The sequence below is a fragment of the Aeromonas sp. 160P genome, from assembly GCF_055193095.1.
This window is the reverse complement of the sequence record NZ_JBUXKV010000001.1, coordinates 855,287-867,500: the sequence shown is the minus strand read 5'-3', so window position 1 is coordinate 867,500 and position 12,214 is coordinate 855,287. Positions and strand designations below refer to the sequence as shown.

The 12,214-nt window shown below is 59.9% G+C and carries 11 protein-coding genes; 5 read left to right on the top strand and 6 right to left on the bottom strand.

The window, feature by feature from the left end:
* Positions 1-170 precede the first annotated feature (170 nt).
* A complete protein-coding gene (locus ACY8FN_RS04145; RefSeq protein ID WP_303846403.1) occupies positions 171-734 on the top strand; it encodes a gamma carbonic anhydrase family protein in 564 nt (187 codons plus the stop codon).
* An 83-nt stretch (positions 735-817) separates the two neighbouring features.
* On the opposite strand, the gene polA is transcribed toward ACY8FN_RS04145, so the two are convergent.
* Positions 818-3,583: a DNA polymerase I gene (polA, locus tag ACY8FN_RS04140; RefSeq protein WP_463099300.1), complete on the bottom strand. Its 2,766-nt coding sequence runs from the start codon at positions 3,581-3,583 to the stop codon at positions 818-820.
* Between the two features lie 400 nt (positions 3,584-3,983).
* On the opposite strand from polA, the gene elbB reads away from it, so the two are divergent.
* Complete coding sequence (gene elbB / locus ACY8FN_RS04135) at positions 3,984-4,634, top strand: isoprenoid biosynthesis glyoxalase ElbB (protein ID WP_463099299.1); 651 nt, start codon at positions 3,984-3,986, stop codon at positions 4,632-4,634.
* A 72-nt stretch (positions 4,635-4,706) separates the two neighbouring features.
* Here the strand turns inward: elbB and ACY8FN_RS04130 are convergent, their stop codons facing one another.
* From ACY8FN_RS04130 to fieF, 4 genes are all read right to left on the bottom strand, one after another.
* Positions 4,707-4,916, bottom strand: a complete 210-nt coding sequence (locus tag ACY8FN_RS04130) for a cell division protein ZapB (RefSeq protein ID WP_042022687.1) — start codon at positions 4,914-4,916, stop codon at positions 4,707-4,709.
* A 248-nt stretch (positions 4,917-5,164) separates the two neighbouring features.
* The gene (locus ACY8FN_RS04125; RefSeq protein ID WP_463099298.1) at positions 5,165-6,445 is read right to left on the bottom strand and encodes a hypothetical protein; all 1,281 of its coding nucleotides are present in this window, start codon (positions 6,443-6,445) and stop codon (positions 5,165-5,167) included.
* Between the two features lie 21 nt (positions 6,446-6,466).
* Positions 6,467-7,246, bottom strand: coding sequence for a serine O-acetyltransferase (gene cysE / locus ACY8FN_RS04120; protein WP_042022685.1), 780 nt, complete (start codon positions 7,244-7,246; stop codon positions 6,467-6,469).
* Positions 7,247-7,254: 8 nt separating this feature from the next.
* Positions 7,255-8,166, bottom strand: a complete 912-nt coding sequence (gene fieF / locus ACY8FN_RS04115; protein WP_101319384.1) for a cation efflux pump FieF — start codon at positions 8,164-8,166, stop codon at positions 7,255-7,257.
* 85 nt (positions 8,167-8,251) lie between these two features.
* Here fieF and ACY8FN_RS04110 point away from each other — a divergent pair, with 85 nt between their 5' ends.
* From ACY8FN_RS04110 to trmL, 3 genes are all read left to right on the top strand, one after another.
* On the top strand, positions 8,252-8,947 hold the full coding sequence (locus tag ACY8FN_RS04110) for a response regulator (RefSeq protein ID WP_098971311.1): 696 nt from the start codon (positions 8,252-8,254) through the stop codon (positions 8,945-8,947).
* Positions 8,929-10,299 (top strand): ATP-binding protein, encoded by a 1,371-nt coding sequence (locus ACY8FN_RS04105; RefSeq protein ID WP_392390309.1) that lies wholly within the window; start codon positions 8,929-8,931, stop codon positions 10,297-10,299. Before ACY8FN_RS04110 ends, ACY8FN_RS04105 begins: the two co-directional genes overlap by 19 nt.
* Before the next feature lie 74 nt (positions 10,300-10,373).
* The gene (gene trmL / locus ACY8FN_RS04100; protein ID WP_101319386.1) at positions 10,374-10,838 is read left to right on the top strand and encodes a tRNA (uridine(34)/cytosine(34)/5-carboxymethylaminomethyluridine(34)-2'-O)-methyltransferase TrmL; all 465 of its coding nucleotides are present in this window, start codon (positions 10,374-10,376) and stop codon (positions 10,836-10,838) included.
* A gap of 13 nt (positions 10,839-10,851) precedes the next feature.
* Here the strand turns inward: trmL and ACY8FN_RS04095 are convergent, their stop codons facing one another.
* Positions 10,852-12,213: an MATE family efflux transporter gene (locus ACY8FN_RS04095; protein WP_463099297.1), complete on the bottom strand. Its 1,362-nt coding sequence runs from the start codon at positions 12,211-12,213 to the stop codon at positions 10,852-10,854.
* Position 12,214: the final 1 nt, after the last annotated feature.

Here is a 12,214-nt window from a genome sequence, read left to right as displayed (position 1 = left end):
CAGTGCGGCGTGTTCCGCCGTGCTGGTAGGGGCGCATTATAGGGATCTTCGACATGCTTGCAAGGCTTTAAAGCTTTTAAATTGCTAAAAAGTGCGATTTATTAGTTATTCATATCAACGCACAGCTTTTATACAAACTTATCCACAGAATCTGGTTCTGGATTGCTAGAATGGCCGAAAACAAGGAGGCCAAGATGGACTTGCGACTGAGACCCTACAAGGGAAAACGCCCGCAACTGGGCAAACGGGTATATATAGATCCCTGCGCAACACTGGTGGGTGATATCGAGCTGGCCGATGATGCCAGCATCTGGCCCATGGTGGCGGCGCGAGGCGACGTGAATCATATCCGCATCGGCGCCCGCAGCAATATTCAGGACGGCACAGTGCTGCACCTCACCCGCAAGAGTGCCAGCAACCCTGATGGTTATCCGCTGCTGATCGGTGAAGATGTCACGGTCGGTCACAAGGCGATGCTGCATGGCTGCACCATAGGTAACCGGGTACTGGTCGGCATGGGGGCCATTATTCTGGACGGGGTAGTGGTCGAAGATGATGTGATGATCGGAGCCGGTTCGCTGGTACCACCGGGCAAACGACTCGAATCGGGCTTTCTATATATAGGCAATCCCGTCAAGCAGGCTCGCCCCCTCAAACCCGCCGAAATCACCTTTCTCAAAACCTCGGCCGACAACTATGTCCTGCTCAAGGATGAGTATCTGCAAGAGGCTTGATGGCAGGGGCAGAAACAGGAAGCCCGGCAGGGTGCCGGGCTTCTCTTCTTATATAGCTATATATAGCAACCGAACATGGCGGATCAGTGGGCCTGATCCCAGTTATCGCCGGAGCCCGCTTCGACCAACAGCGGCACATGCAGATCGGCCGCCGCTGACATCTTCTCCTTGATGATGGCGGTGTACTCCTCCAGCTTCTCTGCGCGGATCTCGAACACCAGTTCATCGTGTACCTGCATCAGCATACGGATCGACTCATCCTCGATGCCGCGGATCCAGCTGTCCACGTTGATCATGGCGCGCTTGATGATATCGGCGGCGGTGCCTTGCATCGGGGCATTGATGGCTGCTCGCTCGGCGCCCTTGCGCAGACCGGCATTGCGGGACTTGATATCCGGCAGATAGAGGCGGCGACCAAACAGGGTCTCGACATAACCCTGGGCTTCCGCCTGCTGGCGGGTGCGCTCCATATACTCCAGCACCCCCGGGTAGCGTTCGAAGTAGAGATCCATGTACTTCTGCGCTTCGGCGCGACCGATCCCCAACTGCTTGGCCAGACCAAAGGCACTCATGCCGTAGATAAGGCCGAAGTTGATCGCCTTGGCACTGCGACGCATGTCGGTAGTGACCGCATCGAGCGCCACGCCGAATACCTCGGCAGCCGTCGCCTTGTGGATGTCCTTGCCCTCGGCAAAGGCAGTCAGCAAGCCCTTGTCACCGGAGAGATGCGCCATGATACGCAGCTCGATCTGGGAGTAGTCCGCCGCCACCAGCTTGTAACCGGCGCTCGGAATGAAGGCCTGCCGGATCCGGCGCCCCTGCTCGTTGCGCACCGGGATGTTCTGCAGGTTGGGATCAGACGATGACAAACGACCCGTGGCCGCTACCGCCTGATGATAGGAGGTATGCACCCGCCCGGTCTGGGGCTTGATCATCAGCGGCAGCTTGTCGGTATAGGTGGACTTGAGCTTGGCCAGGCCACGATGCTCCATCAACAGCCGTGGCAGTTCATAGGTCTCCGCCAGCTCGGCCAGCACCTCTTCTGCAGTAGACGGCGCGCCCTTGGGGGTCTTTTTGATGATCGGCAAGCCCAGCTTGGTGAAGAGGATCTCCCCCAGCTGCTTGGGTGAGGAGAGGTTGAACTCCTGTCCGGCCAGCTCGTGGGCCTGACGCTCCAGCTCGGCCAGCCGCAGTTCGATCTCCTGACTCTGCTGGTGCAGCAGCTTGGGATCTATGGTGGTGCCGAGCAGCTCCATCCGCGCCAATACCGGCAGCAGCGGCAGCTCGATTTCGCTAAATACCTGGCACAGACCCGGCACGGCTTCCAGCTGACCCCACAGGGTCTGGTGCAGCCGCAGGGTGATATCGGCATCTTCCGCCGCATAGGGGGCGGCCTGCTCCAGCTCAATCTGGTTGAAGGTGAGCTGCTTGACCCCTTTGCCCGCGATATCTTCAAAGGAGGTAGTCTCAACCCCGAGGTAACGCTTGGCCAGCGAATCCATGTCGTGGCGACTGGCGGTGGAGTTGAGCACGTAGGATTCAAGCATGGTGTCGTAGGCGATACCTTGCAGGTCGATGTCGTGGTTGAGCAGCACATTGCGATCGTACTTGAGGTTCTGCCCCACTTTGAGACGGGTCGGATCTTCCAGCAGCGGCTTGAGCTTGCCCAGCACCACGGCTTCGGTCAACTGCACCGGCGCCCCGAGATAGTCGTGGCCAAACGGTACATAAGCGGCTTTGCCCGGTTCAACCGCGAAGGAGACACCGACAATCCGCGCCTCCATATAGTCGAGACTGGTGGTTTCGGTATCGAAGGCGAACAGCGGCGCGGCCTGCAGTTGGGCTAGCCAGCCGTCAAACTCGGCTTCGTCCAGAATGCAGCGATAGTCGGTTTCGATAGCGGCAATCGGAGCGGCGCTGTCATCGCCAGCCTCGCCCTGTCCGGCACTCTCGCCACCCTCATCACCACCAGAATCCAGCTCCTTGATCAGGTTGCGCAGCTCATATTCGCGGTAGACCGCCAACAACGACTCCTTGTCGACCGGTTTGAGCAACAGCTGTTCCAGATCCTGCTCCAGCACCACATCGGTCTTGATGGTCGCCAGTCGGTAGGAGAGGCGAACTTGCTCTTCCTGCTCACGGAACTTGTCGGCGAACGCCTTGGAGCCACGAAAGCCCAGGGCAGCCACCTTGTCGAGGTTGGCGGCAATTTCGTCGATGCTGCCAATCCCCTGCAGCAGAGCCAGTGCGGTCTTTTCGCCAACACCGGTCATACCGGGAATGTTATCGACCTTGTCACCCATCAGGGCTAGATAGTCGATGATGAGCTCGGGCGGTACGCCGAACTTCTCGATCACCCCTTCCCGATCGGTCTTCAGATCTTTCATGGTGTCGATCAGGGTGACATGGTCGGAGACCAGCTGCGCCATGTCCTTGTCACCGGTGCTGATCAGCACCGGCAGCTGCTTCTCGGTCGCCTGGCGGGCCAGGGTGCCAATCACATCATCCGCCTCAACTCCGTCGATCATCAAAAAGGGGAAGCCCATCGCCTTGATCATCTGATGGATGGGAGCGACCTGGCTGCGCAGGTCTTCCGGCATGCTGGGGCGATTGGCCTTGTATTCGGGATAGATGTCGTCGCGGAAGGTCTTGCCCTTGGCATCAAACACCACGGCCACATGACAGTCAGGGTATTGCTTGCGCAGGCTGCGCATCATGTTGGCCATGACACGGACGGCGCCGCTCGGCAAACCGGTCGAGGTGCGCAGGTCAGCCTGCTGGGAGGCAAAGAAAGCGCGGTACAGATAAGAGGAGCCGTCGACCAGAATAAGGGGATTGCTAGAGGCCATGAAATCGTCCTGCCAAAGATAAATAGCCGCTAGGATGCCACAGGGGCCCCTTCACACCAAGGGGCGTAATACCACCATAAACGGGCGCTTCAAACGCCCAAGGCTGTGGATAACTCTGTGTTCAAAAATAGCCACTTGGATGTTCATCAGTGATCAAGCTGTGCACAAAAATATAAAAACCAATAGAAAACAACAGGTTGAAATCTAATAAATAGACCACAACACCGTTAGAATGATCTCGATCAATGTGGAAAAAGATTTAAGGGAGTAGGTAAGGCAGGATCCAAAACGAAACAATCCTAGCACAGCGAGATGACTTGACCAGCGGATGGCGAGCGATAACCATACAAAAGTACAACAATCTATCTTGGCTCACATTTTCAACAACGAGGAGTTTGCCATGAAAAAAGTGGCCGTGATTTTGAGTGGCTGTGGCGTCTTTGACGGAGCTGAAATCCACGAAGCCGTCATCAGCCTGCTGGCGCTGGCTCGTCAGGGCGCAGCCGTGCAGTGCTTCGCACCGAACGTGACGCAGCTCCATGTGATCAACCACCTGACCGGTGAAGTGAGCGAGGGAGAGAGCCGCAATGTGCTGGTCGAGGCGGCCCGCATCTGCCGTGGCCAGATCCGCGATGTGGCAGAGTTAGATGCACGCGATTACGACGCCCTGCTGGTACCCGGTGGCTTTGGCGCCGCCAAGAACTTGTGCGACTTCGCCATCAAGGGGGCCGAGTGCTGCATCCAGCCTGACGTGCTGAAAGCGTGTCAAAGCTTTGCCAACGCCAACAAGCCAGCCGCCTATATCTGCATTGCACCGGCGATGATCCCGCTGATCTATGGCGCCGGGACGCTGGCGACCATCGGTCATGACGAGGGGACCGCCAATGCCATCGAGGCGATGGGCGGCAGCCACCTCAACTGCCCGGTCAACGAGTTCGTGGTGGATCAGGAGCGCAAGGTGATCTCCACCCCCGCCTACATGCTGGCCAACAATATTGTTGAAGCGGCAGACGGCATCGAGAAAACAGTCAGGCAGCTGCTGGCCTTGTAATCCCCGACTCGCCAAAAACAGACGGGCCGCTCATGGAGCGGCCCGTTTTCAATTCTGCCTGATGGCAATGAATTAGATGGTTTCGCCCATCTGCTCCATTTTGCCCAGCAGGGCACGCAGACGCTCCTGCCATGCAACATGTTCGTTGCGCAGCTGATGGTTCTCGTCTTGCAGCTTGCCATTCTGCTCTTTCAGCTCGTCCAGCTCCATTTTCAGCAGGGAGATGTTATCGACGGCGGATTGTACTTTGGATTCGAGTTGCTCAAGGACTTCTAGTGACATATGCATACCTGTTTGTTCAATTGCGATGCCCCACAGAGGGCGATTCAAGCGCGTGAAGCCAGCATACCTCGACCGCATTGGCACAAACAAGCCAGTGCGCTGCAAAATGCGCCTTCCAAAGATGTATTGTCTAAATATGCGTCTATTTTTCTCGCATCCTGCGCCCAATCCGCTACAAGAGCCTGATAACCAGCAAACAACCCCCTGCCAACAGGCTGGCCAAGGGTGAGATCAGTATCGATTCCCCCTCATCCATACAAGGCGCTATAAGCCCCCAACAACAGGCTGGCGATAGCGTACATCATCAGCCCGTAACACAGATTCCAACGCAGGATCAGGGCAGCACTCAAGTTGTAGCGGGAGGCCAACGCGAGGTTTGAGCCCGAGAGCGGACTGGTGCCGGTGGCGAGCCCCCATCCCAGCAGGAAGCACATGCCGAGCAGACTGGGGTCTGGCGACAGCGGCCACAGCAGCGGCGCCACGGCAGAAATAGTGATCAGCGGATGCACCCCGACAATGGCCACCAGCAAAATGAATAACAGCGTCAGGGAGGCTTCGAGCCAGCCAAAGTGGTTGAACAGCGGTAGACCGTGACCCATATCGAACTCGACCACCGACAGCGCACTGTTAATGCCCGCAGCCAACAAGCCGGCCCCCAGAAACAGCACCAGCTGACCGCCGATAGCGGGGAAGCGCTCCACCACTTGCCGCTTGAGGGCCGCCTTGCGCCCGACCCTCGGCATAAAGAGCAGCGCCAGCAGCGGGGCCACCAGCGCGATCACCGCCAGAATGCCAAGCTGGGGCCAGATCTGCTTGATCAGCAGCACCAGCAACGCCAGCGTGATCGGCAACCCCAGCGTCTGCAGTCGCAGCGGATAACCGGCAAAGTCCGCCACCCCGAGGCGCTCCACCTGCCAGGCGGTCAAGCCCATCGCCAGCAAGGCAGCGAGGATCCCGAACGGCAGAATATGGGAGAGCTGCAAGCCAGGGGCATAGGTGAGCGCCACCGCCATGGCGACAAAGAAGGGTGACCAGAAAGCGGCGGCACAGAAGATCCGGCTCAGCACCATCACCTGACGCCGCTCCAGCGTCCCGTTACGCTCCAGCCGATCGCCAATGATGAACAGCACCGAGAGATTAATCACCGCCCCCAGCAAATTGAGGCTGGCCATGGTGCTCCACAACCCCTTGCGTCCGGTCCAGGAGGTAGTGCCAGTGAGCAGGCCGGAGGTGGCGAGATTGAGGGTGCTCACTGCGGCAAACATGGTGAGCATATTGATGTTGGGCAGCAGCCAGTCGCCAGCTGCGAAGCTAGCCCCCCGCCACCAGGAGAAGATAAGCAGCAACAGGGCGGCACCATAAAGGGCCAGCGCCTGCCGTTTGGCGGCCCCCACCAGCCAAGGCCAGGTGAGCAGTGACGCCCCCCATGCCGCGATGGCCGCTGGCCAGGGGGATAACCCCAGATAGAGATGAAGCAGGTTGAGCAGCCACATCCCCAGGATCAGGTAACCTGACCAGCGCTTGGCCATCGAATTGTCTCGGTCAGGGGATCAGAGGCACTGATCCATATCCAGTGAAGGCTTGTCGCAATCCGGGCGGCCAACGATCTTGGCCGGCACCCCGGCGACAGTGGTGTGAGGGGGCACCGGGTTGATCACCACGCTGCCCGCGCCGATCTTGGCACCCATGCCCACTTCGATATTGCCGAGCACCTTGGCGCCCGCCCCTATCATCACCCCTTCGCGGATCTTGGGGTGGCGATCGCCGCTCTCCTTGCCGGTACCGCCGAGGGTCACGCTCTGCAGGATCGAGACATCATCTTCGATCACCGCGGTTTCACCGACCACGATGCCAGTGGCATGGTCAAACATGATCCCCTTGCCGATGCGGGCGGCCGGGTGCACATCGACCCCGAACACCACCGAGATCTGGTTTTGCAGATAGAGCGCCAGCGAGCGCCGCCCCTGCCGCCACAACCAGTTGGCAACCCGATAGCCCTGCAGGGCATGGAAGCCCTTGAGATAGAGCAACGGGGTGGAGAAGAGATCGACCGCCGGGTCCCGCTCCTGCACGGCACAGATGTCAGCCGCGACAGCGGCCAGCAGTTGCGGTTCACTGTGCAGGGCCAGCTCGATCACTTCGCGCAAGACGATGGCCGGCATGGTGGCACTGTCGAGCTTGTTGGCAAGCTGGAAGCTGAGAGCCGACCGCAAATTCTTGTGATTGAGAATGGTGGAGTGGAAAAAGCTGGCCAGCATGGGCTCTTCGGTCACCATGCACTGTGCTTCTTGCTGAATTTTCTGCCAGGTTTTGGCAACCAGTTCATCCATGTTGCAGCCTACTGTTGTTCGGGGTGGGGGCTCTGTTGTTCTTTTGTCAGCACCGAGATGGGGTCCATGTGGATGATGACATCCATCCGCTCGAATGCCTGGCGCACCGCCAGTTCGGCTTCATCGGCGATCTGATGGGCCTGGACCAGCGGGATCTGATCATCAAGCTCCAGATGCAACTGAGCGAAGCGAGTCGGCCCGGATTGACGGGTACGCAGATCATGCACACCATGCACACCTTCTACGGCGCAGCAGAGGGCCATTATTCTCGCTTGTTCTTCGGCTGGCAACTGACGATCGAGCAGCGCCTGCACCGACTCGTAGCCGATGTGTCCTGCTCCCCACAACAGGAACAGCCCGATCAGGATGGCAAACAGGCCGTCGGCCCAGTACCACCCCTGCCCCGCCAGCACCAGCGCCAGCAAGACACCGGCATTGAGCAGCAGATCTGAACGGTAGTGCAGCATGTCGGCCTTGATGGCCACGCTGTTGGTCTTGCGGATGACAAAACCCTGAAAACTGACCAGCAGCAGGGTCAACACGATAGACCCGCCACTGACCCATAGCCCCGCCTCCAGTCGATGGATCGGAGCCTGATTGAGCAGCGACGAGATGCCGTGCATCACCAGCAGCAGCGCCGAGCCCGAAATGAACGCAGACTGGATCAGCCCCGCCAGCGACTCCGCCTTGCCGTGACCAAAGCGGTGCTCGTCATCGGCAGGGGCCAGCGCATAGCGGATGGCAAACAGGTTGATGATGGAGGCACTGACATCCATAAAAGAGTCGGTGAGTGACGCCAACAGAGTCGATGAGTCAGTCATCAACCAGGCGATCAGTTTGCCGATAATCAGCACGGTAGCAGTGGCGACCGCAGCCACACTGGCAAAGGTCACCCAACGGGAATATTGTTGATGGCTCAAAACCGGCTTTCCTATGACGGTGAAAAACTTATTATACCCTGACCCCGGCGCCAGTTTGGCGCGAAAATCTGCGGAATAACTCCAGATGAACAGAATACTCCTCGTTGATGACGACCTTGAATTGACCCAGTTGCTTACCGAAATTCTGACCCTTGAGGGATTTCAGGTCACGGTCGCAGAGGATGGTGAAGAGGGACTGCTGCGGCTGACCGAGCAGACTTTTGACCTGGTACTGCTGGATGTGATGATGCCCAGACTAAACGGCTTTGCCATGCTGACCAAGCTGCGCAAGACCCACGACACCCCGGTGTTGATGCTGACTGCGCGCGGCGACAGCCAGGATCGGGTCAACGGTCTGGAGGCGGGGGCTGACGACTATCTGGCCAAGCCTTTTGATGATCGGGAGCTGCTGGCCAGAGTACGTGCCATCCTGCGCCGCACTCAGAGCGCCCCACCCCAGCGTGGCAACGCCTCCGACGAAGTTCACTTCATGGATATAGTGCTGCAACCCGGCTTGCAACAAGCCCGCTGCGGCGAACAGCTGCTGGAGCTGACCGCCACCGAGTTCGGGCTGCTGGAGTGCTTGCTGCGCAACCCCGGCCAGATCGTCAGCAAGAGCCACCTCTCGGAACAGGTGCTGGGCAAAAAGCTGGAGCCCTTCGATCGCGCTATCGACATGCACCTGAGTAATTTGCGCAAGAAGCTGCCCGATCGTACCGATGACCAGCCCCGCTTCAAAACCGTAAGGGGGCGCGGTTACCTGTGGCTAGAACAAGAATAGAGAGCCCCCGCTCCCTCAACAGCATCTCGACCCACATCTTCCTCTGGTTCTGGTTCATGTTGCTGGTGATGCTGGCTGCGGTGATCAGCCTGCCAACCCTGGATCCCCGCAACCAGATCCCGTTGCCGACCCATGAAGCGACGCGGATGCAGAATAACGTGCAGGCCCTGCTCAACGCCGCCGAGCCGGATCGGGATTTCGACCTGAGCAGGGTGATGGACAAAATCGCCATGCTGCCGGTGGATAACGTCTACATCCGTGATGAGAAGGGGCAGATCCAATCCACCGCCCATCCCCGCAAGTTCGTGGTGCGCTTCATGGTGGATGCCGATGACCCGGCCAACCCCATGCTGGGCAACGAGGATCGCAAAGCGATCGCCGGCCCCTTTCTGATGGAGCATCACGGTCACAGCTACCACGTCTATTTCGGCCTCAATGCCGAGAACCCTTACCTGTTCCTGTTCATTCAGGTGCTGGACCACCCGATCCGCATTCTGGGCATCTCTATGCTGGTCAGCACCCCGCTCTGCCTGCTGCTGGCCTGGCGGCTGACCCGCCCCATCCTGCAACTGCAAAAATCGGTCTCCCAGCTGGCGGCCGGTAATCTGGAGGTGCAGATCCCCAACCTGGGACGGGGGGACGAGATTGGCCAGCTGGCGGACAACGTCAGCCGCATGGTGGAGACGCTCAAGAGCATGATCCAGAAGCAGAAACAGCTGCTTTCTGATATCTCCCACGAGCTGCGTAGCCCCCTCACCCGCATGCAGCTGGCGCAGGCGCTGATCCGCCGCAAGCAGGGGGACAGCGCCGAGCTGGCACGGATCGAATCGGAGATAGGACGGCTGGACAAGCTGATCGGCGATCTGCTGGATCTGTCGCGGGTGCAACAGCACGTAGAGGCACCGGTGATCCATCCGCTGGCTGCGCTACTGGAACCCATCCTCGAGGATGCCATGTTCGAGGCGAACCAGAGTGGCAAGCAGCTCAGATTGCAGCCGCTGCCTGCCGAATCAATCCAGATGTGGCCCGAGTTGCTGGCGCGAGCGGTGGAGAACCCCCTGCGCAACGCCCTCAAGTATGCCCGCGAGTTCATCAAGGTAGACTGGTATCGGGAGGGGCTGGAGTGGGTGATGATCATTCGGGATGACGGTCCCGGGGTGCCTGACGAGCAGCAAGCGCTGCTGTTCCAGCCCTTCTTCCGGGTCGATGATGCTCGCAACGCCAAGACCGGCGGCACCGGGCTCGGCTTGGCCATCGCCGCAGAGGCCATTCAGCGCCACGGCGGCACCATTGCGGCCAGCAACAATCACCCGACCGGGCTGACCATCACCATCCGCTTGCCCATCGCCTGATCCTTTTCATCTGAACGGGCGCTGGGTATGCTGGCGCCCCTTCTTGGCTTTACATCCCTTTGCAGGAGCTCGTCATGCTCGATATCGTCCTCTACCAACCTGAAATTCCGCCCAACACCGGCAATATCATCCGGCTCTGCGCCAATACCGGTTATCGGCTCCATCTGATCGAGCCGTTGGGATTTGAGTGGGATGACAAGCGGGTGAAGCGGGCGGGACTCGACTATCACGAATTTGCCGAGGTGAAGCGCTGGCCGAGCTATGAAGCTTTTCTGGCAGCCGTGGCGCCCAAACGGGTGTTCGCCTGCACCACCAAGGGCCGCACTGCGCACTCAGCGGCACAGTTTGCCCTCGGCGATGCCCTGTTGTTTGGCCCGGAGAGTCGCGGCCTGCCCATCGAGATCATCGAGAGCCTGCCGTTCGAGCAGCGGCTGCGCATCCCTATGGTGCCCCAGAGCCGCAGCATGAACCTCTCTAACGCGGTGTCGGTGTTCGTCTACGAGAGCTGGCGCCAGCTCGGTTACGACGGCGCCATGTAAGCGCCATCACGGATCAGTGGCGGGCGTCGAGCAGTTGCCCGCTGCGTTCCAACCGCCAGCAGCTGACCCCCAGCGACAGACCGCGCCCCACCATCAGCGCCGCCATCGCCGCCCACAAGGCGGCCACACCCCACGACTGACAGAGCCACCAGATCGGGAAGAAGCCGCCAAATGCGGCCAGCATCATGCTGTTACGCATCTCCCGCGCCCGGGTCGCCCCGATAAAGACTCCATCCAGCAAGAAGCACCAGACCGCCAGCAGCGGCATGGCGATCAGCCAGGGAAGCTGGCGGTTCGCCTCCGCCACTACCGCCGGAATGTCGGTGATCTGTTCCACCAGCCAGCCACCCAGCAGGGCGAAGCCCAGGGTAAATGCGGTCGCAATCAGGGCGGCCCAGCCCAGATTGAGCACAATGGCCTCCCGCAGTTTCTGCCGATCCCGCTGGCCGATCGCCCGCCCCACCATGGCCTCCACCGCGTAGGCAAAGCCATCGAGCCCATAGGAGATCAGCATCAGGAAGTTGAGCAGCACCGCATTGGCAGCCACCGCCACATCCCCCAGCCGCGCCCCTTGCAGGGTCATAAAGGCAAAGCAAAGCTGCAAACAGAGGGAGCGCAGGAAGATATCGCGATTGAGGCCGAGCAGCCGCACCATGGGGGCAAGTTGCCGCCAGCGCTGCCAGCCATCCTGCCACACCGTCGGCGCCAGTTGCCGCAGCTGACGGCGCACCAGCCAGATCCCGGCGGCCAGCGCGCAGTAGTCCGCCATGACCGAGGCCGCCGCCACACCCCGCACCTGCCAGCCGAGCCCCAGCACAAACAGCGCATCGAGCGCCATATTGACCAGATTGGTGAGGATCAGCATCACCATGGGGCTGCGGGCATCCTGCATCCCCAGCAGCCAACCCATGATCACCAGATTGCAGAGCGCCGCCGGCGCGCTCCAGATCCGCACCTCAACATAGTGGCTAGCATAGAGCTGCACCTCTGCCGAGCCGCCACTCAGGGCGATCAGTCGGGGTAACAGGGGAAAGAGCAACAACAGCAGCATCAGCCCCATGGCGATGGCCAGCCCCAGCGCCCGCAGCAGGGTATCGAGCTGGGCGCGGCCGTCGGCGGCACCGTGGGCCTGCGCCGTCAGTCCGGTAGTCGACATCCGCAGAAAGCCGAGCAGCCAGAAGATCAGATTGATCAGGGTCGCGCCGACCGAGACGCCCCCCAGAAACCAGGCCTGACCGAGATGACCGATCACCCAGGTGTCCACCAGCCCCAGCAAGGGAGTGGAGATATTGGAGAAGACCATGGGCAGGGCAAGCACAAAGACCGCACGGTGACGGGAAGGATCACGCCACCATGGGGCAACCGGCTGGGTCATT

Bases quoted from the DNA above. Each gene is read 5' to 3' on its own strand.
- ACY8FN_RS04110 (WP_098971311.1), top strand. From the start codon at position 8,252: ATGAACAGAATACTCCTCGTTGATGACGACCTTGAATTGACCCAGTTG.
- ACY8FN_RS04125 (WP_463099298.1), bottom strand. From the start codon at position 6,445: ATGGCCAAGCGCTGGTCAGGTTACCTGATCCTGGGGATGTGGCTGCTC.
- ACY8FN_RS04095 (WP_463099297.1), bottom strand. From the start codon at position 12,213: ATGACCCAGCCGGTTGCCCCATGGTGGCGTGATCCTTCCCGTCACCGT.
- cysE (WP_042022685.1), bottom strand. From the start codon at position 7,246: ATGGATGAACTGGTTGCCAAAACCTGGCAGAAAATTCAGCAAGAAGCA.
- trmL (WP_101319386.1), top strand. From the start codon at position 10,374: ATGCTCGATATCGTCCTCTACCAACCTGAAATTCCGCCCAACACCGGC.
- ACY8FN_RS04145 (WP_303846403.1), top strand. From the start codon at position 171: ATGGCCGAAAACAAGGAGGCCAAGATGGACTTGCGACTGAGACCCTAC.
- elbB (WP_463099299.1), top strand. From the start codon at position 3,984: ATGAAAAAAGTGGCCGTGATTTTGAGTGGCTGTGGCGTCTTTGACGGA.
- ACY8FN_RS04130 (WP_042022687.1), bottom strand. From the start codon at position 4,916: ATGTCACTAGAAGTCCTTGAGCAACTCGAATCCAAAGTACAATCCGCC.
- polA (WP_463099300.1), bottom strand. From the start codon at position 3,583: ATGGCCTCTAGCAATCCCCTTATTCTGGTCGACGGCTCCTCTTATCTG.